This window comes from Allofranklinella schreckenbergeri, assembly GCF_003703475.1.
Taxonomy (GTDB): domain Bacteria; phylum Pseudomonadota; class Gammaproteobacteria; order Burkholderiales; family Burkholderiaceae_C; genus Lampropedia; species Lampropedia schreckenbergeri.
Window position 1 is genome coordinate 214,524 of sequence record NZ_RDQM01000001.1, and the last position, 20,519, is coordinate 235,042.

Consider the following 20,519-nt stretch of genomic DNA (forward strand, 5'->3'; position numbering starts at 1 on the left):
CGGAGCTTTTTCGCCGGGGCCAACCGCATGCCCAGCGCCGCCGTGGGCGTGAGCGGTAGCGCATGCGCTGGCAAGGGCTTCGCCTGTTCACACCTGCCACCATCGCCGATCTTTTGCTGCACAGTAAAAATTGCCATTTAAATAAATATTCGATAGATTCGTCGTGTTTACTGAACAGAAAATCATCTAAACCACTGGCATGCAGCAATTCCCCCCGACCGAACAGGCGCTGATCGCGCACTTGCTCGACGCCCTGCGCGCGCTGCCCGACGTGCGCGCTGATCTCTCCCCGGAAGCGGCCGATCCGAAAGGCCCACAAGGCCAGCCCAGCGGGCGCGGATACGACGCCCGGCTGGAGCTGCACCTTGCCGGGCAGTCCTTGCTCCTGCTGCTTGCCGTCAGAAAGGCCGTTTTCCCGCGCGATGTGCGCCAACTGATCTGGCAGCTGCAGGCCACCAGCCACGGCACGCCCACCGCACAGGGGGCAAACGCCTTGCCACTGCTCATCGCCCAGTCCATCTCCCCCGGCGCCAAAGAAACGCTGCGCAGCCAGCGCGTTGGCTACTACGACAGCGGCGGCAGCCTGTACCTGTGCGCACCCGGCGTGTATGTGTACATCGACAAACCGCCGCCCAAAAGCCTGGCAAAAACCGTGCGGGCGCTGTTTGCCGGGCGGCGCGCCCAGGTCCTGCACGCCTTGCTGATGCAGCCGCAGGACTGGTTTGGCGTCACCGAGCTGGCCCAGCAGGCCATGGTCTCCACCGCCACCGCCTCCCAGGTGCTGGGCGAGCTGGAGCGCCTGGACTGGCTGGCGGTGCGCGGGCAAGGCCCTGGCAAGCAGCGCCAACTGCGCGAGCCAACCGCCCTGCTGGACGCCTGGGCCAAGCAGCTGGCCACCCTCCCGCCCCAGGCTGTGCAACGCTACTACGTGCCGGGCGCCAAGGCCGACACGCTGGCCACGCGGCTCGGCCGGGTTTGCCACGCCTACCAGGCCCCATACGCCATCACCCACGAAGCGGCCGCGCAGCGCCTGGCGCCCTTTCTCTCCCATGTCCCCCAAGTGCGGGTGCGCCTGCCAGGCGGCGCCAGCGCCGATGCTGCGCTGGCCGAGCTGGGCGCGCGCCCCGTCCACGAAGGCGCCAACCTGGGAATCATCGAAACCAAGCCGCCTGGCGAGCTGCTCTTTAGCCAGCCAATCGACGGCCTCTGGCTGGCCAGCCCCATCCAGATCTACCTCGACCTGCTGCGCGGCGAAGGCCGCGCCAAGGAAATGGCCGAACACTTCCGCCAGGAAAGGATTGGTTTTTGATGCCCAAGCCCGCAACACTTGGCGGCTACAGCGACCGCTACACCGTGGACTGCGAGCGCGTCCTCGTCACGCTCCTGCGCGGCCTGGGGCCGTGGAAGGAATCGGTCTACCTAATCGGCGGGCTTGTGCCACGCTATCTCGTGGCCGCGCGGCCACCTGCCGTGCCAGCGCATGCGGGCACGCTGGACGTAGACATCGTGATCGACCTGCACATCCTGGCCGACACCGAGGCCTATCACACGCTGGAGGACAACCTCAGAAAAATGGGCTTCGAGCGCGCCGAAAACGCCGCTGGCCAAAAGCTCTCGTGGCGTTGGCAAACCCGCACCGAACACGGCGCGCTGATGGTGCTCGAACTGCTGACCGATGCACCGCACCTCAGCGGCGGCAAAGTGCGCCCACTGCCCACCGAAGGCGCCATCTCGGCCCTGAACATCCCGCATGCGTCCATCGTCTTCGACCTGCACCAAGTCACTGAAATCCAGGCCGAGCTATTGGGCGGCAACGGCATCGCCAGCGAAAAGGTCAGGCACGCCAACCTCGTCAGCTTCACCTGCCTGAAAGCCTTTGCCTTCGAGCAGCGCTTTGCGCGCAAGGACGCACACGACCTCGTCTACTGCCTCGAACACGCCCCCCGGCGGCATGGACGGCGTGGCCCAGGCCTTTCGCAACGCACGCGGCGGCCGGCACCGCGCCGTCATCGACGCTGCGCTGGCCGTCCTGCACCAACGCTTTGCAAGCGGCGAAACCGCCGAGGGCTACCGCAAGGATGGCCCGGTATCGGTCGCCAAATTCGAGCTGGGCGAAGGCCATGCGCCAGAACTGCGCGAAGCCCGGGCGCTGCGGCAGCGGCAAGCCAGCGAGGTGATCGAGCAACTGCTGGCCCGGCTTGGGTAAAGGCTGACCGCATGCCCGCCGCCTTCGACGCCATCGAGGCCGCCGCCCGTGAAGCGCTGTCCACACCAGCGCTGCCAAGGGCCGCGCCTGTTTTCACCAGCCCAGCGCTACAATCGTCCATCAAGCGATGAACAAACGAGGTACAAAATGGCAAACAGTGTATTGATCAGCGTGCGCATCGATCCGGCCATCAAGCAACAAGCCAGCGAGGTGCTGGCCGGTGCGGGCCTGAGCATTTCCGACGTCATGCGCATGACCCTGACCAAGATCGCCAGCGAGCGCCGCTTCAGCTTCGAATACCAGCCCAACGCGCAAACTGCCGCCGTCATGCAGGCCGTGCGCGATGGCCAGGCCCCCATGCAGCGCGCCGCCGACATCGACGCCCTGCTGGAGCAGCTCAATGCTGCCGATTGACTACACGCGGGCTTTCAAACGCGACTTCAAAAAGCAGGCCACGCTCGCCCTGTCGCACCACTGGATCGAAGCGCTGTACTGCCTGTGCCAGCGCCAGCCCCTACCCGCGCGCTACCGCGACCATGCCCTGGGCGGGGATTGGCAGGGCTTTCGCGACTGTCACATCGAACCCGATTTGGTGCTGATCTACCGCCAGACCGAGCAGGCGCTGGAGCTGGTGCGCATCGGCAGCCATGCCGAATTGTTTGGCTGAGCGCCTTTTTACCCCCCTCTGCAAAGGCGCTCTCAGGCATCCCCTCATGCCCAAATGCCTGGCGCGACATGCATCGGTTTTATTCGTGCAGTTATCTGCGGGGCAGCACACCAAAACAATTGGTTTGGCAAGTGTGAGCGCCGCCTGGAAATCCCTTTAATACAAGGCACTCTGCCTCAAGCCTGTCCTTCTCAGCCGGGTTCCTGATCAACTCGACAAGGTTTCGACACTCCTGCATGACATTTCTGTACAAGCTCTGGCATGCCTGCTGGCACGGGTATCTTTCCATGCTGATCACATGGCCCCGATGGCTTTGTAACGGGGGGTAGTAAGAGGCACAGCCAGCAACCATCGCCAGCAAGCTAGAAAGTGTGGCGCATTTCAAAAAACAATTGATCATTTTCATCAAAGCCTCCTTCCTGCAAACACCTCGCCCTTTTCTCAAGAATAAACGGCTGGCCCGCATTATTCTCGCGCCTTGCAATTTTGAGCGCCTTTTCCGTGCAAATGGAATAGTGATTGTTGATTCTTTGCTCAAAATCCCTTAATGCAAATTCACCATCTATATTGTTTCGGGCAATAAAATCATTGACACGGAACATCCTGTACTCTACCCGCCCATTCCTTACCACTCTGACCTCAAGCTCCCCGGTATCATGGTTGACTGAAGTCACAAAACGCCCAATACCCAGGAGTTCATAAGTCCGCATCATTTCTTCCCTCTCATCGGAGCCCTGATGATCCGCATGCCCCCTCAAGAACTCCGATTCAATGCTCTTGCATTCATCGGCATTCGATCCAAAAACAATGTTTTGAATCGTGCCGGTTATTTTTAACTTTACATATTTCTTCCTGAAGTCCACATGATAGATGGATGGGTCGGCAGGGTTCAAGACGCAAAATTCGTCGCTATCGACAAAAAAAGCATAGTTTTCCCCCTTGCTCTCCACCAGAAGGAATGAGCCCACTGATTTCTCGTCAAAATCCGCCGAAGGCTCTGAGCCATAATGCGCACGATAGAAAATCCGGGTAAATTCCTTGAAGTCCACCACTGGCGCTTGCGCCCCCATTTTGAGGCCGTTTCTGGCAACCCTGGATTCCAGCGCAATCATCGCCTTCCCGTCAGAAATGGAAAAAACAGCAGGCAATCGGGGAAAGCTTCTGATAGGGAGCGCCACAGTGCCAAAAGCAGAAGCCAAATCAAGCAAACTTCTTGCCACGCGAGCAGGCTCCGATGTATCCCACTCCTTATTCAGGAAACCCAAAACTGAGGCAGCGACAATAACAGGCCCCAAGCCCCATGCCCATTTGGACGCAGACATACGATTCCCTCCAAAAATTGCACCAGATTTTTCAAGCCCCCACAGCGGCGGGCATGGGGCCTCGCTTGCCGCTGCGGCGCTGCGCGCCCTGGGCTGAAAAACACCCCAAGGCGGCTGCGCCGCCCCCAATCACTGACTGGCTCGCACCAACCGCACCGGACCACCGCCGCCGACGTAGCGGTGGAGGTGGTAGTCGACGAAGCCGCTGCCGAAATAGACGAACCAGGCGCGGCGTGGAGCACGTCCAAAAGGCGTCGCTGTCAAATATTCCATATCCATACCGAATGCGGTATTCGGGAATATGGCGGCATCAATAGCCGGATTCACGCAGCTTCGGTCCGCTAGGCTGGAGAGTTCCTTCACGTTGGGCAGGCGCCAGCCTGCCTGCTCTTTGGCGTGTGCCAAGGCGGCTTCATGTGTCATTCGGCTGGCCGTGCCGGTGCAAGTCATGCCGTCCCAACTCTGGCCCACGCTGCACCGCGCCCAGGTCAGGCCGGTTTCCATGTCTTTCACTTCATTGCCGTTGACACCTGTTGGCACAAAACGCCCCGATGCGCTGCTGGGACACGTAGCTTGCACGGGGGGCGCTGCGCCACGCACTAAGCGAACCGCCCCCTGTATGTAGCCACGGCTATGGCGCTCAAGCCAGCTTGTGGCCCCGTGTCTGAAATCGACGAACCAAGCGTAGGCAGGTTCACTTGCATATGAGTCTGAAGCCCAATGGGCAGCCCAATAGGTGTTGGAATCATCCCAAGTGTGCGGGAACCAGTCCGTGTTGATAGCGGGGTCGGGGTAGGGTTTGCTGTAATCCACCAGGCCTTGCAACTCCCGCACGGTGGGCAGGCGCCAGTCGTTGAAGCCGCACAGGCCCTGGGCGTTGACCTGGGCCACGTATTCACTGGTATCGCGCGCTCGGCCGTCGCCATAGTTGGTGTAGCGCTTGGCGTAATGGCGCAGGTGGCTGCTGTCATCGACCTTGCCTTCCCAGATCAGGCCGGTGACCGTGTCCTTGACGCATTCGGTCTTGTCGTAATGGCCGCCGCCGGGCTTGGGTACGTGGGCATAGCTCATGGGGTTGATGTGGCGGCGCATGCCGTCTTGTTTTTCCCCGCCGCTCAGGGCAATGGCCTCGGGGCTGTCGCAGGCCACCAGGTTGTGGCTGCCCGCCTCGTAACACTGCTGGTCAGTGATGCCGGTGTGGGGCAGTTTGGGGACGAAAGGTGGCGGTGGCGGTGGCGGCGGCGGTGGTGGCGGTGTGAACGATTCGGCGGTCACGGTGTAGACGCCGTCGATGAGTGTGCCGCCGTTGGCCTGCTCATCGGTGCGCACGCGCGCGAGGCGCTGGCCAGGCTGGCCGCTCAGGGTGCAGCTTTGCTTGAAGCCGCTGCCATCGGGCTGCACGTCGGTGGGGGCTGTGCAGCGGGTTTCGGGGATTTGCAGGGTGGCCGTGGCGGGCAGATCGCGGCCTTTGACGGTAAAGACGGTGGCATGCCCGAGCGCGACGCGCCAGGGCATGATGCTGTCGAGTTTGGGGATGGGGGTGGGTTGGGGCGGCTGCGGTTCAGGGTTGGGGGCCGCGCTGGTGGCCTGGATGGTTTTGCGGTCGATGGCCTGGCCGCTTTCCGCGGTTTGCACGGTGGCCGTGCGTTTGCCTGCATCGCCGCCCAAGGTGCAGTTTTGGGTGAAGCCGCTGCCGTTGCATTGCACTTGTACGGGGGCGTCGCATTGGGCGTTGCCAATGTTCAGCCGTGCGGTGCTGGGCAGGTGTTGGCCCCGGATGGTGAAGCGGGTGGCTTGCCCTGCCTGGGCTTGGTCGGGGGTGAGGCTGGCCAGTTGGGGCTTGGCTTGTGTTTGGCGCAGGGAGTCGCTGGGGGCGGCGACTTGGCCGCGCATGAAGTCGCGCACTTGCTCGGGCGTGGGGACGACGGCGGCGGTGATGGCCTGCATCCATTGGCGCACGGTTTCTTCGTCTTTGGCGTCGTAGGTGGCTTGCTGGTTTGTGCCGTCCAGGTCGGCATCGACGGTGCGGGTGAAGAAGTTGGCGGCGGCCAGTTTGTGCTCGATGGCGCGTTTGTCGTCGTTTTGCGCGCCTTGCAGGATGCGGTAGGCCAGGTCGGCGGCGCTGTAGCGCCCGTCACGGTAGCCGTCGATGTAGTGTTGTTTGCCTTCGGCGTCGGGGGCTTTGCCAAAGAGGGCCTGGTAAATCTTGTCGATGGCATCGCCGATGGTTTCTGGCGTGATGTCGCCGTAGAGGCGCTTGGCTTCTGCGGAGTTGCCAAAGTCGGCCAGGATGGTGGTGATGTCGCCTCCTGCTTTTTCTGCCCAGTAGCGCAGCCCGGCGGGGTCGCCGGGGCGCAGGTAGAAGGCGAGGTAGACGGCCTGGATGTCCTGGTAGCCGCTGGGCAGGGGCTGGGCGACGCAGGTGGCGACGCTGATGGGCGATGCGGCAGGCGCAGCGGGTTGGGTGGCGGTGCTGGCGACCTGGGCGGACAAGGCCAGGCCAGCGCCAAGCGCGGCAACGCTTAACCCGTGGCGGCGAAATGGGGGGATGGACATGGCGAAGACTCCTCCTTGATGGTGGGGCGGTCAGGGTTGAGAGGGAAGGCGCGAGAGCGAAGCGGACGCAAGAACCCGGCGACGCCTATGGCGTGGCCGGGTGTGTAGAGAGCAATCCAGTGGAGTGTAGCGATTGCTTGTATGCGGGTAAGTTCTGCAAGCTGCTTTTTTGCCGATGAAGAGGTCAGGAAAACCCTGACGCCCTGGCGCCCCCCGGCACCCTGCCCTCTCTATTGCCGGCGGGAGAGGGCTTGGCAGCTACCAAAGCGATCTTTTATTTCAAATCAAAAGCAAAAAAATCACTCCATTTCGGCAATTCAGTTATGGAGTTATTTTTATCTTGATATGAAATTCTTGAGAGGATGCATGCAAGCTCACACCAGCACCAGGTTATCGCGGTGCACCATCTCCGGCTCAGCCACGTAGCCCAGCAGGCCTTCGATGTCGTCGGAGCTGTGGCGGCAGAGTTTGCGCGCCTCCTGATCGTTGTAATTGGCCAGGCCGCGCCCGATCTGGCGGCCCGATTCGTCTTCGATCGCAATCACTTCGCCGCGCGTGAAGGCCCCGCGCACAGCCACCATGCCCACGGGCAGCAGGCTTTTGCCCTCGCTGGCGATTTTGCTGACCGCGCCTGCGTCGATCACCACCGCGCCGTGCAGTTGCAAATGGTCGGCCAGCCATTGCTTGCGCGCTTGCAGTTTGTGCATGGGGGCGTAGAGCAGCGAGCCGATGTTGTGCTCGCCGCCCATCAGGCGCGGCAGGATGTCGCGCTCGCGCCCCCAGGCGATGATGGTGGATGCGCCCGAGCGCGCCGCGCGCTTGGCCGCCAGCACTTTGGTGAGCATGCCGCCGGTGCCGATGGCTGAGCCGGCCCCGCCCGCCATGGCCTCCAGCGCCACATCGCCCGCCTGGGCCAGATGCACCTTGGTGGCCTCGGGGTGCTTGCGCGGATCGGCGGTGTAAAAGCCGTTCTGGTCGGTGAGGATGATGAGCAAATCGGCCACCACCAGATTGGCTACCAGCGCCGCCAGCGTGTCGTTGTCGCCAAAGCGGATTTCGTCGTTGACCACCGTGTCGTTCTCGTTGATGACGGGCACGATGCCGCGTTTGAGCAGCGTCAGCAGCGTGACGCGGGCGTTGAGGTAGCGCTCGCGGTCGGCCATGTCGGCGTGGGTCAGCAGCACCTGCGCGCTGCCGAGCTGGTAATGGCGCAGCATGGTTTCGTACATCTGCACCAGGCCCATTTGCCCCACGGCGGCGGCGGCTTGCAATTCGTGCAGCTCGCGCGGGCGGCGGGCCATGCCCATGCGCTTCATGCCCTCGGCAATGGCGCCGCTGGAGACCATGATGACTTCGCGCCGCTGGCCATTGTCCGTGCCCTTACCTGCACCGCCCTGCGGGCCGCCGCGCACGATCAGGCTCAACTGCCGCGCCCATTCGCTGATCGCCGCCGCATCCAGCCCCTGGCCCTGGTTGGTGACCAGGCTGGAGCCGACCTTGACCACGATGCGCCGTGCATGGCGCACCTGATCCCAGGCGTTGGCGCCATCGGTGGAGGGATGGGAGTGAGAAAAAGCCTTGTCCTGCTGCTGCATATCCATCATCGGCTGGCACCTGCTGCACCCGTCAAGCATGGGGGGCAGCAGGCGCAAATATTGCGAAAAAAGCCCGCGATTCTGGCATAGGGCTTGACTGGCGCCTGCAAGCCAGAGCGTGTGCTGTTTTGCAGGTGATGGCGATTGATTCCGCTTGCGCAGCCTGAATGTCCGTCTGGATTTGGTCGAGCGCGAGCGGTTCAAGCTCGCCAGCGCGTGCAGCGCGCATGGCATCGGAGAGCGTCAACCCCATGACTGCCAGCACAGCCGCTGCTTCTTTCTTCACCTGTCCGTTGATGCGGGCCTGAACCACCGGGTCAGAAGTCAAAGCCATTTTTCTCCTTCTGCAACCATCATGCAGCTTTTTTTGCAAAACAAAAGGATAAAAAATCAACCTATTTCGGCAATATAGTAAATTAATCTAATTTACTATTGATTTGCAATTCATCCATACACCATCTGCACCCCAACGCCGCCGTTGAGCACGCGCAGGGCGTGCAGGGCTTCTTCACTGGGGAAGATGGCCTGGGCGGGCGGCGCAAGCAGGGCGACGGTGGCGCTGTCTGTCCCGGCCTGGCATTGCATGTGCAGGCGCAGGCGCACGCCTGCCGGGCGGGCGGGGGCATCCTCCTCCGGGTGGACTGTGCTGGCCGGGGCTTCTTCCTGGGCGATGGCGTGCAGGATGGCGTTGGGGTCCATGGGGGCGTCGCCTTCGGCTTCGGCAAGAACGGCCAGGCGGGCGTCGAAGGCGTCTTCGGGGGCCACGGTCTGGGGGCCGGAAGCGCTTGGGGCCGGGCCGGGTTTGGCGGGCGCTGCGGCGGCGGCTGGCCGGGGGCGGTGCGCTTGCAGCCAGGCGTCCAGTTGTTGCAGGGCATCGGGCTTGGTGGCGATGGCGTCGTCCCAGTCCAGGCGCAGCCAGCGGCCAAAGGCGCAGCGCGCCTGGGGCAAGTCCATGACGTCGATAACGCTCAGGCGCGGCTCGAAGCCGTTGCGCCCGGGCTGGTAGCGGACGTTGAGGATGACGAGTTCGTCTTCGCGGATGTAGTCGCCGCTGCGCGCCATGAGGGCTTCGTCCACCACGGCTTCGATGCCGCCGCTTTTGTCATCAAGCTGGAAGATGAAGACTTTGCCGCGCTGGCCGTTGACGCTGCGCAGCTCGCCAACGATGCCTGCCACGCGTTGGGGTTCGCGGCTGTCTTGCAGGTCGGCGATGGGGGTGCGGGCGAATTGGCGCACTTCGGCCTCGTATTCGTCGAACAAGTGGCCGGAGAGGAAAAACCCCAGCGCGGTTTTCTCGTGCAGCAGGCGCTCGCGCACGCCCCAGGGCAGCACGGTTTGCAAGGGCGGCTCCTGGCCGCTGGCACCGATGGCGTCGTCGCCGAGCATGTCGAACAGGCCGCCCTGGTTGGCGTTGGCCAGTTGGGTGGCGGCCCATTCAAAGGCGATATCCAGCGTGCCCAGCAAGGCGGCGCGGTTGGGCTCCAGGCGGTCGAATGCACCGGCTTTGATGAGGGCTTCGACGGTGCGCTTGTTGATCTTGTGCTTGTCCACGCGCAGGCAGAAGTCGAACAGGCTTTTGAACGGCCCGCTTTGGCGGCCTTTGTCGCCTTCGCCCCGGCCTTCGCGCGCGGCGATGATGGCTTCGATGGCGGCCTGGCCCGTGCCTTTGACGGCGCCCAGGCCGTAGCGAATGAGGCGGTCGCTGACGGGTTCAAAGCGCCAGGCGCCGTGGTTGATGTCGGGCGACTCGAAACGGATGCCGAATTTCTGCGCATCGGCCAGCAGCACGGCGAGTTTGTCCGTGTCGTCCATTTCCACGGTCATGTTGGCGCAGAAGAATTCGGCCGTGTAATGCACCTTCAGCCAGGCCGTGTGGTAGGCCAGCAGCGAGTAGGCGGCGGCGTGCGATTTGTTGAAGCCGTAGCCGGCGAACTTCTCCATCAAGTCGAAGACTTCGTCGGCCTTGGCCTCGCTGATGCCGTTCTTGGCCGCGCCCTCGCGGAAGATCAGGCGGTGCTTGGCCATTTCCTCGGGCTTTTTCTTGCCCATGGCGCGGCGCAGCAAGTCGGCGCCGCCCAGCGAGTAGCCGCCCAGGATCTGCGCGGTCTGCATCACCTGCTCCTGATAGACCATGATGCCGTAGGTTTCGCTCAGCACCTTCTCCACCAGCGGGTGCGGGTACTCGACCTCCTCCTTGCCGTGCTTGCGCGCCACGAAGCTGGGGATCAGGTCCATCGGGCCGGGGCGGTACAGGGCGTTGAGGGCGATGAGGTCTTCCAGGCGGCTGGGGCGCGCTTCCTTGAGCATGCCTTGCATGCCGCGGCTTTCGAACTGGAACACGGCCTCGGTCTTGCCTTCCTGAAACAGCTTGTAGGTGGCCTTGTCGTCCAGCGGCAGCTTTTCAAAGGCGAAGTCCTGCTGGCCGGGGTGGCGGGCGATGATGAACTGGCGCGCCAGCTCCAGGATGGTGAGCGTGGCCAGGCCCAGAAAGTCGAACTTGACCAGGCCGATGGCCTCCACGTCGTCCTTGTCGTACTGGCTCACGGCCGCATCGCTGCCGGGCTGCTGGTACAGCGGGCAGAAATCGGTGAGCTTGCCCGGCGCGATCAGCACGCCGCCGGCGTGCATGCCGATGTTGCGTGTCAGCCCTTCGAGCTTTTGCGCCATCTCGATCAGGGATTTGACTTCCTCCTCGTTCTTGATGCGCGCGGCCAGCAGCGGCTCGGCGGCGAGGGCGTATTTCTCCTTGTCGGCCTCGCTGAGGTTTTCCGGCGGGTATTGCAAGGTGACGGGCTTGCCCGGCTTGTTGGGGATGAGCTTGCTGATGCCGTCGCAGAAGGTGTAGCTCATGTCCATCACCCGGCCCACGTCGCGGATGGCCGCGCGCGCGGCCATGGTGCCGAAGGTGGCGATCTGGCTGACGGCCTCGCGCCCGTACTTTTGCTTGACGTACTCGATCACGCGATCGCGGTTGGTCTGGCAAAAGTCGATGTCGAAGTCGGGCATGGAGACCCGCTCGGGGTTCAGAAAGCGCTCGAACAGCAGGTTGTATTGCAGCGGGTCCAGATCGGTGATGGACAGCGCATAGGCCACCAGCGAGCCCGCGCCCGAGCCGCGCCCCGGCCCCACCGGGCAGCCGTTGGCCTTGGCCCACTGGATGAAGTCCGACACGATCAGGAAGTAGCCGGGAAAGCCCATTTTCAGGATCGTCTCCAGCTCGAACTCCAGCCGCTGCACGTAGCGAGGGCGCTCGGCTTCCCGCCGGGCGGCGTCGGGGTACAGCAGCGCCAGGCGCTGCTCCAGCCCGGCGTGCGATTGCTGGCGGAAGTAGCTCTCGATGGTTTCCCCCTCGGGGATGGGGAAGTCCGGCAGGCGCGGCTTGCCCAGCACCAGCGTCAGATTGCAGCGCTTGGCGATCTCCACCGTGTTGGCGATGGCGCTGGGGATGTCGGCAAACAGCGCCTGCATTTGCGCGGCGGTCTTGAAATGCTGCTCGGGCGTGAAGCGGCGCTGGCGCTTTTGATCGCCCAGGATTTCGCCCTCGGCAATGCACACGCGCGCCTCATGGGCCTCGAACTCATCGGCATCGAGAAACTGGATCGGGTGCGTGGCCACCACCGGCAGCCCCGCCTTGGCCGCCAACTGCACGGCCTGGGCGATGTAGCGCTCGTCATCGCGGCGGCCCGCGCGTTGCAGCTCGATGTAAAAGCGCCGGGGGAAGATGCGCGCCAGCTCCATCGCCCGCTCGAACGCCTGCGGGAAATCGCCATTGAGCAAGCTGCGCCCCACCGCCCCCTGCTGCGCGCCCGAGAGTGCAATCAGCCCCTGGCTGTGCTGCTCCAGTTGCGCCATGCTCACCTGCCCCATGCCCTGGGCCTGCGCGGCGGCGTGCTGCTTGTCCGTCCAGGCCAGCGCCAGCAGCGCGTTCAGGCTCAAATAGCCCTGCCAGTCCTGCACCAGCAGCAGCAGCCGCGTGGGCGCATCGCCAGGCGCCCCGGCCACCACCACCTCCGCGCCCAAAATGGGCTTGAGCCCCTTGCCGCGCGCCTTGGTATAGAACTTGACGGCGCCAAACAGATTGTTCAAATCGCTGATGGCCAGGGCCGGCTGCCCATCCTTGGCCGCACGCGCGACCACATCGCCAATGCGGGCCGTGCCATCGACGACGGAAAACTCAGTGTGCAAACGCAGGTGAATAAACATGGGGCGCGATTGTAGGAGGGGGGCTGGCCTGCCGGAAAAGCAAGGCATCACGCCGCCCACAGCGCGGGCTTGTTCACCATCAGCCAATACACCAGCGCCATGGCGATAAAGGCCGGGTAGCCCAGCGCCTCCCACCAGCGGGCCAGGCGTGCGTATTCATGGGGCAGGGCGCTGCCGCTGGCGTGGGCGGCCTGGGCCATGCGCGCCATGCGCAGTTGCAGCCACAGCACGGGTAGCCAGCAGGCGCCGGCCAGCGCGTACAGCGCCAGCGAGGCGGCCAGCCACGGCGTGCTCAGCGGCCAGCCGGCCCAGTAGGCCAGCAGCACGCCGGTGACGGGCTGCACGATGACGGCCGGCGTGGTGAACCAGGTGTCGGCGCGCACCACCAGGCGGCTGACCACGGCCTGTGCGGCCACGTTGCCCGAGCGGTTGGCGAAAAACATGTAGAAGGCCGAGCCAAAACCCGTGCCCACCATGAGCACGCTGCTGAGGATGTGCAGCCATTTGACGATGAGGTAGCTGTTCATGGGGCGCTCCGGTAGAGGACGAAAAGAATGGCCAGGATGGGCAGGTTCTTGCTCAGCGGGCCGATGGGGTGCAGCCACAGCGTGGGCAGCAGTGCGGTGGCGGCCAGCGTCAGGCCCAACACGGCCAGGGCCGTGAGGGCGTAGGTGGCGCGGGTGGGCCGCCAGGTCAGCGCCAGCGCCAGGGCGATGTCCAGCGCCACGCCGCTGCCGATGAGCGCGTGCGCCAGCGGCCCCGGCGGCACGCCGCCGGCGCGCAGCAGCGCCAGGCTTTGGCCGTTCCACTCGATCAGGCTGGCGGCCACGGTGAGCCAGCACACGGCGATCAGGCTGGCGCGCAGCAGGCGCAGTGCGCCAGGGGCGTGGAGGCCATGCGGGCCGTGGCTGGCGGGGCCTGCGGGCGGGGTTGCAGATGGGGCTTCGAATGGGGTTGCAGGCGTGCGGCGCATGTCAGCCTCCGGCGAATGCGGCCAGGCCCGCGATGAAGCGCGCCGGGGGCGTGGCCGGGCGGCCCAGCAGCGCGGGCAGGGTGTGGGCGTCGGCCACGTTGTCGCTGGCCAGCAGGGCCAGCGATTGGCTGCACCAGGGGGAAAAGGGCAGCGCATCGCCCAGGCGCGCGCTGGCGCGGGTCAGCCAATGGGGCAGAGGCCAGACCCGGGCGGGGCGGGCGGGGCCTTTGCCGCCCTGTTCGCCCAGTTGCGTGCGCAGCAGCGCGATGTACTCGGCCATCGTCATGGCCTGCGGGCCAGCCAGATCGGCCAGGCCGGTGAACGCGGCGGTGCCGTCGGTGGCGTTGTTGGCGGTGAAGTCAGTGGTGGCGCTTGTGCCCGTGGCGATGCCAGCGGGCGGCGGCAGCAGGCGCGCCACGGCATCGGCCAGGTCCCACACGGCCAGGGGCTGCACGCGCGCTTGCAGCACCGGGCGTGGTAGGGCCAGCCAGGGCAGGCGCGCCAGCGCCATGAACAGGCGCGTGCTCTCGCCGCCCGCACCAAACACCAGGCTGGGGCGCAGTACCACGCCATCGAGCTGGCCGGCCTCGGTCAGCGCCAGCAGGTGGGCGTCGGCGGCGCGCTTGGTGCGGGCGTAGGCAGTGTCACCGTGGGCGATGCCCAGCGCGGAGATCTGCACCACGCGGCGCAGGCCGTGGGCGGCGCAGGCGTCGAACAGGGCGCGCGGGGCGGCATCGTGCACCAGCGCCATGGGCCGTGCGCGGCTGTCGCGCAGCAGGCCCACGGCGTTGACCACGGCCTGCACGCCGTGCAGCAGCGGCGCCCAGTGAGCTGGCGTGCTGGCCTGGGTGAAATCCACGGCCGGGCTGCTGTGGCGGCTGGCGGCGCGCACCTGCCAGCCTGCGCGGCGCAGGGCCTGGGCGATGTGGCGGCCGATGAAGCCGTTGGCGCCGCACAGCAGCACGGTGGGGGCGGTGGATGGGGTGGAGGATGCAGGGGCGGTCATGGCAAGGCTCCTTTCAATGGCGTGGAGGGTGAACAGGCCCTACTTTGGGGACGGTTGACGGGGCGCGCCGCTTTCATCCAGTCGGCAAGCGCCCGCCGGGCCGCAGCGCTGGCTGGCATGGCGGGCGGCGTGGGCCTGTGCCTCCTGCAGGGGCTGTGCCAGGGGGCGCGCGAACAGCCAGCGCGCCAGCGAGCGGGGCAGGCGCTGGCGGTGGCGCGCCAGGTGCGGGTAGAGCGCGCGGGCCAGCCGGCCCAGCAGCGGATGGCGCAGGGCGCTTGCCACGCGGTGGCGGCCCACGGCGGCGTAGGCGGCCTCGAACGCGGGCACGCCCACCAGCACGCGGCCGTCGGCGGTCTGGGCGTGCATCAGGCGCATCAGCTCGGCCTGGGTGCAGCCGGCGGGCGCGCCGTCAAAGCCGGGGGGCGAACAGTCCACCAGCCGCAGGCGGCCGTGTGCGTCGCGCTGCAAGAGCGCGTGCATCTCCGCTGCGCACAGCGGGCAGGAGGCGTCGTAGTACAGCGTCAGGGGGTAGGTGGCGGGCATGGTGATCTCCTTGGTTTTTAAAAATGGATATTTCAGAAAAAAGTGAAATCAAGGCGCAAAAAAGGGGCGCGGCGGCTTGTGCTGCTTTTGCTGCTTTCGCGGCCTGGGCATGGCTCCAGGCTTTCGGCCAGGCGCTTGAGGGCGCGCAGGCGCTGGCGCGATTGGCGCTGCACGTAGCGGCCCACCAGCGGCGTGAGCAGCCAGGCCACGGCCCGGTGCAGGCGCAGGTGGTAAGTGAAGTGCACGCGGCAGCGCCCCGGCCCATCGGGCACGAAGCGCCAGCTGCCCGCCAGCGCGGCAAACAGCCAGGGCCCGCGCAGCAGGCGGAAGGCGGCCACGCGCGGGCGCTGGAAGCTGACGTAAGCCACGTCAAACGCCATGCCCAGCGGGGCCGGGCAGTGCGCCACGCGCGTGCCGTCGGCTGCGGTGGCGGGCCGGGCGTGCGGAGTCAGGCTGTCCCACAGCGGGCGCAGGGCGTAGTCCTGGCTCAGATCGAAGCAGGTGGCGGCGCTGGCCGCGATGTCGATGTGGGTCTGAATGCGCATGGGCGGCTCCTGGTCGGTTAAGGGTTCAGCGCACCAGCTTCTGCACGCTGGCGCCGAGCTTGAGCACCTTCTCCAGCGTGCTGGGCGACAGGCGCAGCATCTCCTCGCTCCAGGCGCCCAGCGCCTGCATGAAGCGCAGGGTCTCGCGCAGGCGGTCCTGCGCGTCTGGCGGCTCGGCGGCGAAGTCCTCGCGCGCCACCAGCTCGGCCAGCAGGCGCGTGGTGGGGTCGAACTCGCGCTCCTTGCGTTCGCGCACGATGGTGCGAAACAGCGCCCACACGTCGCTGGAGGTTTCAAAGTAATCGCGCCGGTCGCCCAGCACATGGGTGACGCGGATCAGGTTCCAGTTTTGCAGCTCCTTGAGGCTGTTGCTCACGTTCGAGCGCGCCACGCCCAGGGTCTCGGCCAGCGCCTCGGCATGCAGCGGGCGGCCGTGGATGAACAGCAGCGCATGGATTTGCGCCACCGTGCGGTTAACGCCCCAGGCGGAGCCCATTTCGCCCCAGTGGACGACGAAGCGGCGTGCGATGTCAGTTAGTTCCATAAGCCGGGAATGTATAGCAACTGAAATTTCTGTCAAGACAGAAATTTAGTACTGATAGGGAGGCAAAATCTTGAAACCATCGTCATCCAAGAGCACGTTGCGAACTTTGCGTCCACCTGCTGGCCCGAAACCGTGTGATCGCAAGGCTGCACATACCGCCAAAGCTGAAGGTTCCCACGCCCAAACCTACCCAACGCAAGCTTGTTTTGCTTCTTCTACACCACAGTTCACACTGACACCCTCTGGTTTGGCAGGTTCGTCCTCATGGCAGTCTTGCCCAACTGGAGCTTGCGTCGCTAGACTTCGCACTTTCGTTTTGCGCCTTGTGCGCCCATCCTCCGGCCATGCCCCACTGCGCGGGCTGCGCCTTCACCCCACGTTGCAAAGGAGCTTCCCATGACCCGACGCCATGCCATCGCACTTTGCAACCTGGCTGCGCTGGCCGCCGCCTGAAAACCTCCGCGCCTCCACTACCTTTTGCGCTCGCAAGCCAACGCGGCTTGACCGCTTGGCCTGTCTGGTCGGCGTTGGCCGCTGCACCAAGCAGCGTGGTTTTCAGCTTTTGCGCCCGCATTTTTACCAATCAAAGAAAACAAAATCCATTGCTTTCGGCATGATAGCAATAGATTGATTTTTACTTTTGATTGGTAAGTGCATCAGCCTCACATTCGCTGCCGCATGCCTGCGTCTGGCTTGCGTCTGCCCAGGTTGCCCTGTTTCTTTTTTGATTTCCCTTTCATTCAAGGATTTCTATGGGCAATTCTTTGCAGGCAAACCTGCGCGACAAAGTGCGCGTGTTTGCCAATCAACAAGTTTGGCTGGAAGCCAATGCCGTGGCGCAGTTACGCACCACGGCGCAACTGCCGCACATGCACGCAGCGGTCGGGCTGCCGGATTTGCACGCGGGCCGCGGCTATCCCATTGGCGCGGCGTTTTTCAGCATCGGGCACTTCTACCCCGCGCTGGTGGGGGGCGATATCGGCTGCGGCATGGCCTTGTGGCGCACCGATTTGAAGGCGCACAAAACCTCCCCCGCCAAACTGGAAAAGCGGCTGGGCAGCCAGGAGGGGCCGCTGCCCGAGGCGCTGCTGCACGAAGCCCAGGCGCAAGCGTCCTGGCGCGCAGTGCAAGCGCTGGCCGATGCCAGGGCGTTGCCGAGCACGACGGCGATGCTGGAGGGCAGCCTGGGCACCATCGGCGGGGGCAACCACTTTGCGGAGCTGCTGGCGTGCGATCGCCTCTACCCCGATCCCGCCAATGGCGATGAGGGCAGCGCAGACGGCGCACCGGCTCTGGCGCTGGATCCACGCGGCGTGTATCTGCTGGTGCACAGCGGCTCGCGCGGGCTGGGCGGAGCCATCTTGCGCGAGCATGTGCAAGCCCACGGCCACGCGGGCTTGCGTGCGGGCAGCGCGGCCGCGCAAGACTATTTGCGCCAGCACGATGCCGCCCTGGCTTACGCCCAGCTCAACCGCGCCTGCATCGCGCAGCGCTTTTTGCGCGCGTTGCGCGCCGAGGGCGAGTTGCTGCTGGATGTAAGCCACAACCACGTGCACGCGGCCTGCATTGATGGCTTGCCAGGCTATCTGCACCGCAAGGGGGCCACGCCTGCCGATGCGGGGCCGGTCGTCATTCCCGGCTCGCGCGGCGATTACAGCTATGTGGTGCAGCCCGTTGCCGGGCGGCACGAAGCGCTGGATTCGCTGGCCCACGGCGCGGGGCGCAAATGGGCGCGCAGCGACTGCGCGGGGCGGCTGGCGCGCTTTCATGCCGACGATTTGCGCAAAACGCGCCTGGGCAGCGCCGTCGTGTGCAGCGACAAGGAGCTGCTGTTCGAGGAAGCGCCGCAGGCGTACAAGGAAGTCGATGCCGTCGTCGCCAGCCTGGTCGAGGCGGGCCTGATCCGGCTGCTGGCGCGCCTGCGCCCTTTGCTGACTTACAAGAAAGGCGCCGCCCCATGCTGCTGATCCAAATCACCGCCGCCCAAGGCCCCGCCGAGTGCGAGCTGGCCGTGCGCCTGACTTTGCGCGAATTGCTGCGCGATGCCGAGCGCGCCGGCGTGCAGTTGCACCAAGTGCAGGCCGTGCGCACGGCGGCTGGCTACAAATCCGTGGTTTTGCAGGTGCGGCCTGCGCCGCAAAGGCATGCCCGGGGGCAGGCGCAAGATGACGCCACCCTGCTCCAGCCCTGGCTGCAAAGCTGGCTGGGCAGCATCCAATGGGTGTTCGCCAGCCCGCTGCGCCCGGGCCATCGGCGCAAAAACTGGTTTGTGGCCGTGCAGCGCTGCCCGGATTGGGAGCCAGGCGAACAGCCGCCCGACCACGCCGATGCGCAAGGTATTGGTGACGATGCCATCGTCTTTACCGCCTGCCGCGCAGCGGGCAAAGGCGGCCAGCACGTCAACACGACCGCCTCTGCCGTACACGCCGTGCACCAAACCAGCGGCATCGCCATCAAGGTGATGGCGGAGCGCAGCCAGCATGCCAACAAAAAGCTGGCCCGCGCGCTGATCGCCCTCAGGCTGGCCGAGCGCGCGCAGGCCGCCCAAGCCCACGCACGCCAGGCCCGCGCGCAACTGCACTGGCGCGTCGATCGCGGCAACCCGGTGCGCGTGTTCCACGCCAAAGCGCCGCTGTAGAGGCCCCAAGCGCCCCGGCGTCCGGTCGCCGGGGGCGCTCTAGAATCGAATCACCGCAATCACCGCCGCTGCCAGCGGCATTGTTGCCATTGCTATTGCTACCGAAAGGAGAACACCATGCTTTCACCACAAAAGCTCACGCGCTGCACCGGCGCTGTTTGGGGCAGCCTCGCCCTGGCCTGCGCGCTGGCGGGCTGCTCCAGCGTCCCCGCGCCTACGGCCGAGATGGCCGTAGCCCGCTCCACGCTGGATCGCGTCGTCACCCAGCCTTCGGTCGCCGCCGCCGCGCCTGTGGAGCTGCAACAGGCCCGCGAAAAGCTCGCCCGCGCCGAGCAGGCCTTGGCTGAGAAAAAGCACCTGCAAGCGCGCCGCCTGGCGCAAGAAGCCCAGGCCGATGCCCAATTGGCCGAAAGCAAAGCCAACGCCGCCAAAAACCAGGCCGCGCTGGATGAAGTGCGCCGCGCCAACCAAGCCCTCAGCGACGAGCTGCTGCGCCAACCCGCACGCTAGAGCGTGTTATGCACTTTTCGCCCCCCGCGAGAGCGCCCCGGCGTGTGCAGTGCAAGGCGCCGTCCCCGCCGCAGCCTGATGGGCTGCAAGGGGACGGCAACGCCGCAATGCGCATGCCGGGGCGCTTCTCCCTTCGGGCTGGCCCCGAAACCATGCACTCGCCGCGTTGCCACGCTTGCCAAGGCAGCCAGCCTTGGCGGCGCGTGACGCCTTGCGATTACACGGTTTCGGGGCCAGCGCGGGGGAGCGCAAAGTGCATAACACGCTCTAGAAGCCATTCCATTCCCCGGTTCTCACATCAAAGGAGTGCACACATGAACAAGCCTATGCAATGGACGCTGTGGGCCGCCGCCGCTGCCGTCCTGACCGCCTGCGCCGCCACAGGCGTCAACCCCGCGCTGGAGCAAGCGCGCCAGCTCGTGACCGCCACCGGCTCCAATGCCGACGTGGCCCGCTTCGCGCAACTGGAGCTCAAATCCGCTTCCGACACCATTGCCCAGGCCGACCGCATCTGGCGCAAAGACGGCGACGAGGCCGAAGTCCGCCACCTGGCCTACCTGGCCACCCAGCAAGCGCAAACGGCCCAACTGGTGGCCCAGGCCCGCTCGGCCGAGCAAGCCTTTGGCCAGGCCCGCAGCGAAGCCGACCGCCTGCGCCTGCAAACGCGCACGCGCCAGCTCGAATCGGCACAGGCCGCCGCCCAGGCTGCGCAAGCCGAAGCTGCCTCCGCCCAGGCCAGGGCCGCAGCCGCCCAGGCGGAAAACGAGGCGCTGCAAGCGCGCCTGCGCGAGATGCAGGCCGAGCAAACCGAGCGCGGCCTGCTGGTCACGCTGGGCGATGTGCTGTTCGAGTTCGGCAAGAGCGATTTGCTGCCCTCAGCCAACCCGCGCATGGACAAGCTCGCTGCGTTCTTGCAGCAATTCCCCGAGCGTCGCCTGCGCATTGAGGGCTATACCGACTCGGTCGGCTCCGAGGCCTTCAATCAGGCCCTCTCCGAACGCCGCGCCGCCGCCGTGCAATCGGCCCTGGTCAGCCGTGGCGTCAACCCCGCACGCATCACCGTGCAGGGCTATGGCAAAAACCACCCCGTCGCCAGCAACGCCACCCCCGAAGGCCGGGCCATGAACCGCCGCGTTGAGGTAGTGATTGCCGACGAACAGGGCAATTTGCGCTCGCGTTAAGCACGCACTGCACGCACACCACGCCCTGCA

The 20,519-nt window shown here is 65.4% G+C and carries 20 protein-coding genes; 9 read left to right on the forward strand and 11 right to left on the reverse strand.

The annotated features are described in order from the left end of the window. The first annotated feature begins 199 nt into the window (after positions 1–199). From EBQ26_RS00915 to EBQ26_RS00930, 4 genes are read left to right on the forward strand one after another with little or no spacing between them, the layout of a single operon-like run. Positions 200–1,309, forward strand: coding sequence for a helix-turn-helix domain-containing protein (locus tag EBQ26_RS00915; protein WP_122237142.1), 1,110 nt, complete (start codon positions 200–202; stop codon positions 1,307–1,309). Next, a complete protein-coding gene (locus EBQ26_RS00920; RefSeq protein ID WP_238944041.1) occupies positions 1,309–2,337 on the forward strand; it encodes a hypothetical protein in 1,029 nt (342 codons plus the stop codon). The genes EBQ26_RS00915 and EBQ26_RS00920 overlap by 1 nt, the downstream gene beginning before the upstream one ends. 16 nt (positions 2,338–2,353) lie before the next feature. Continuing rightward, positions 2,354–2,620, forward strand: coding sequence for a type II toxin-antitoxin system RelB/DinJ family antitoxin (locus EBQ26_RS00925; protein ID WP_122237143.1), 267 nt, complete (start codon positions 2,354–2,356; stop codon positions 2,618–2,620). Next, positions 2,607–2,873: a type II toxin-antitoxin system RelE/ParE family toxin gene (locus EBQ26_RS00930; RefSeq protein ID WP_122237144.1), complete on the forward strand. Its 267-nt coding sequence runs from the start codon at positions 2,607–2,609 to the stop codon at positions 2,871–2,873. Before EBQ26_RS00925 ends, EBQ26_RS00930 begins: the two co-directional genes overlap by 14 nt. A gap of 362 nt (positions 2,874–3,235) precedes the next feature. On the opposite strand, the gene EBQ26_RS00935 is transcribed toward EBQ26_RS00930, so the two are convergent. From EBQ26_RS00935 to EBQ26_RS00985, 11 genes are all read right to left on the reverse strand, one after another. After that, the gene (locus tag EBQ26_RS00935) at positions 3,236–4,195 is read right to left on the reverse strand and encodes a hypothetical protein (protein ID WP_147473967.1); all 960 of its coding nucleotides are present in this window, start codon (positions 4,193–4,195) and stop codon (positions 3,236–3,238) included. A 129-nt stretch (positions 4,196–4,324) separates the two neighbouring features. Beyond that, positions 4,325–6,751, reverse strand: coding sequence for an Lcl C-terminal domain-containing protein (locus EBQ26_RS00940; RefSeq protein WP_147473968.1), 2,427 nt, complete (start codon positions 6,749–6,751; stop codon positions 4,325–4,327). Between the two features lie 374 nt (positions 6,752–7,125). After that, positions 7,126–8,355, reverse strand: coding sequence for a glutamate 5-kinase (gene proB / locus EBQ26_RS00945; RefSeq protein WP_390614152.1), 1,230 nt, complete (start codon positions 8,353–8,355; stop codon positions 7,126–7,128). A 22-nt stretch (positions 8,356–8,377) separates the two neighbouring features. Continuing rightward, complete coding sequence (locus EBQ26_RS00950) at positions 8,378–8,740, reverse strand: type II toxin-antitoxin system RelB/DinJ family antitoxin (protein ID WP_238944042.1); 363 nt, start codon at positions 8,738–8,740, stop codon at positions 8,378–8,380. 50 nt (positions 8,741–8,790) lie between these two features. Then, the gene (gene dnaE / locus EBQ26_RS00955) at positions 8,791–12,549 is read right to left on the reverse strand and encodes a DNA polymerase III subunit alpha (RefSeq protein WP_390614153.1); all 3,759 of its coding nucleotides are present in this window, start codon (positions 12,547–12,549) and stop codon (positions 8,791–8,793) included. 47 nt (positions 12,550–12,596) lie between these two features. Then, positions 12,597–13,076 (reverse strand): DUF2269 family protein, encoded by a 480-nt coding sequence (locus EBQ26_RS00960; RefSeq protein WP_122237147.1) that lies wholly within the window; start codon positions 13,074–13,076, stop codon positions 12,597–12,599. Next, the gene (locus tag EBQ26_RS00965) at positions 13,073–13,522 is read right to left on the reverse strand and encodes a DoxX-like family protein (protein WP_122237148.1); all 450 of its coding nucleotides are present in this window, start codon (positions 13,520–13,522) and stop codon (positions 13,073–13,075) included. Before EBQ26_RS00965 ends, EBQ26_RS00960 begins: the two co-directional genes overlap by 4 nt. A 1-nt stretch (position 13,523) precedes the next feature. Continuing rightward, positions 13,524–14,528 carry an NAD-dependent epimerase/dehydratase family protein gene (locus tag EBQ26_RS00970; RefSeq protein WP_122237149.1) on the reverse strand — a complete coding sequence of 335 codons (1,005 nt, stop codon included), beginning with the start codon at positions 14,526–14,528 and terminating at the stop codon, positions 13,524–13,526. Between the two features lie 39 nt (positions 14,529–14,567). Then, entirely contained in the window at positions 14,568–15,071 is a 504-nt protein-coding gene (locus EBQ26_RS00975; protein WP_122237150.1) for a thiol-disulfide oxidoreductase DCC family protein, read from the reverse strand. Positions 15,072–15,103: 32 nt separating this feature from the next. After that, positions 15,104–15,616 carry a type II toxin-antitoxin system RatA family toxin gene (locus EBQ26_RS00980; protein WP_122237151.1) on the reverse strand — a complete coding sequence of 171 codons (513 nt, stop codon included), beginning with the start codon at positions 15,614–15,616 and terminating at the stop codon, positions 15,104–15,106. Between the two features lie 25 nt (positions 15,617–15,641). Further along, positions 15,642–16,160, reverse strand: a complete 519-nt coding sequence (locus EBQ26_RS00985; protein ID WP_095538306.1) for a GbsR/MarR family transcriptional regulator — start codon at positions 16,158–16,160, stop codon at positions 15,642–15,644. Positions 16,161–16,569: 409 nt separating this feature from the next. Here EBQ26_RS00985 and EBQ26_RS12520 point away from each other — a divergent pair, with 409 nt between their 5' ends. The 5 genes from EBQ26_RS12520 to EBQ26_RS01005 all read left to right on the forward strand — a co-directional run bounded on the left by EBQ26_RS12520 (position 16,570) and on the right by EBQ26_RS01005 (position 20,489). Continuing rightward, positions 16,570–16,791 (forward strand): hypothetical protein, encoded by a 222-nt coding sequence (locus EBQ26_RS12520; protein ID WP_147473969.1) that lies wholly within the window; start codon positions 16,570–16,572, stop codon positions 16,789–16,791. 121 nt (positions 16,792–16,912) lie between these two features. Continuing rightward, positions 16,913–18,127, forward strand: a complete 1,215-nt coding sequence (locus tag EBQ26_RS00990) for an RNA ligase RtcB family protein (RefSeq protein WP_122237152.1) — start codon at positions 16,913–16,915, stop codon at positions 18,125–18,127. Next, positions 18,118–18,798, forward strand: a complete 681-nt coding sequence (gene prfH / locus EBQ26_RS00995; protein ID WP_122237153.1) for a peptide chain release factor H — start codon at positions 18,118–18,120, stop codon at positions 18,796–18,798. Before EBQ26_RS00990 ends, prfH begins: the two co-directional genes overlap by 10 nt. A 117-nt stretch (positions 18,799–18,915) precedes the next feature. Further along, the gene (locus EBQ26_RS01000) at positions 18,916–19,308 is read left to right on the forward strand and encodes a DUF4398 domain-containing protein (protein ID WP_122237154.1); all 393 of its coding nucleotides are present in this window, start codon (positions 18,916–18,918) and stop codon (positions 19,306–19,308) included. A 314-nt stretch (positions 19,309–19,622) separates the two neighbouring features. Then, positions 19,623–20,489 (forward strand): OmpA family protein, encoded by an 867-nt coding sequence (locus tag EBQ26_RS01005; protein WP_122237155.1) that lies wholly within the window; start codon positions 19,623–19,625, stop codon positions 20,487–20,489. Positions 20,490–20,519 lie beyond the last annotated feature (30 nt).

Bases quoted from the DNA above. Each gene is read 5' to 3' on its own strand.
- EBQ26_RS12520 (WP_147473969.1), top strand. From the start codon at position 16,570: ATGCCATCGCACTTTGCAACCTGGCTGCGCTGGCCGCCGCCTGAAAAC.
- EBQ26_RS00915 (WP_122237142.1), top strand. From the start codon at position 200: ATGCAGCAATTCCCCCCGACCGAACAGGCGCTGATCGCGCACTTGCTC.
- EBQ26_RS00980 (WP_122237151.1), bottom strand. From the start codon at position 15,616: ATGCGCATTCAGACCCACATCGACATCGCGGCCAGCGCCGCCACCTGC.
- prfH (WP_122237153.1), top strand. From the start codon at position 18,118: ATGCTGCTGATCCAAATCACCGCCGCCCAAGGCCCCGCCGAGTGCGAG.
- EBQ26_RS00965 (WP_122237148.1), bottom strand. From the start codon at position 13,522: ATGCGCCGCACGCCTGCAACCCCATTCGAAGCCCCATCTGCAACCCCG.
- EBQ26_RS00985 (WP_095538306.1), bottom strand. From the start codon at position 16,160: ATGGAACTAACTGACATCGCACGCCGCTTCGTCGTCCACTGGGGCGAA.
- EBQ26_RS01000 (WP_122237154.1), top strand. From the start codon at position 18,916: ATGCTTTCACCACAAAAGCTCACGCGCTGCACCGGCGCTGTTTGGGGC.
- EBQ26_RS00940 (WP_147473968.1), bottom strand. From the start codon at position 6,751: ATGTCCATCCCCCCATTTCGCCGCCACGGGTTAAGCGTTGCCGCGCTT.
- EBQ26_RS01005 (WP_122237155.1), top strand. From the start codon at position 19,623: ATGAACAAGCCTATGCAATGGACGCTGTGGGCCGCCGCCGCTGCCGTC.
- EBQ26_RS00975 (WP_122237150.1), bottom strand. From the start codon at position 15,071: ATGCCCGCCACCTACCCCCTGACGCTGTACTACGACGCCTCCTGCCCG.
- EBQ26_RS00930 (WP_122237144.1), top strand. From the start codon at position 2,607: ATGCTGCCGATTGACTACACGCGGGCTTTCAAACGCGACTTCAAAAAG.
- EBQ26_RS00935 (WP_147473967.1), bottom strand. From the start codon at position 4,195: ATGTCTGCGTCCAAATGGGCATGGGGCTTGGGGCCTGTTATTGTCGCT.
- EBQ26_RS00990 (WP_122237152.1), top strand. From the start codon at position 16,913: ATGGGCAATTCTTTGCAGGCAAACCTGCGCGACAAAGTGCGCGTGTTT.
- EBQ26_RS00970 (WP_122237149.1), bottom strand. From the start codon at position 14,528: ATGACCGCCCCTGCATCCTCCACCCCATCCACCGCCCCCACCGTGCTG.
- EBQ26_RS00920 (WP_238944041.1), top strand. From the start codon at position 1,309: ATGCCCAAGCCCGCAACACTTGGCGGCTACAGCGACCGCTACACCGTG.
- EBQ26_RS00960 (WP_122237147.1), bottom strand. From the start codon at position 13,076: ATGAACAGCTACCTCATCGTCAAATGGCTGCACATCCTCAGCAGCGTG.
- EBQ26_RS00925 (WP_122237143.1), top strand. From the start codon at position 2,354: ATGGCAAACAGTGTATTGATCAGCGTGCGCATCGATCCGGCCATCAAG.
- dnaE (WP_390614153.1), bottom strand. From the start codon at position 12,549: ATGTTTATTCACCTGCGTTTGCACACTGAGTTTTCCGTCGTCGATGGC.
- proB (WP_390614152.1), bottom strand. From the start codon at position 8,355: ATGATGGATATGCAGCAGCAGGACAAGGCTTTTTCTCACTCCCATCCC.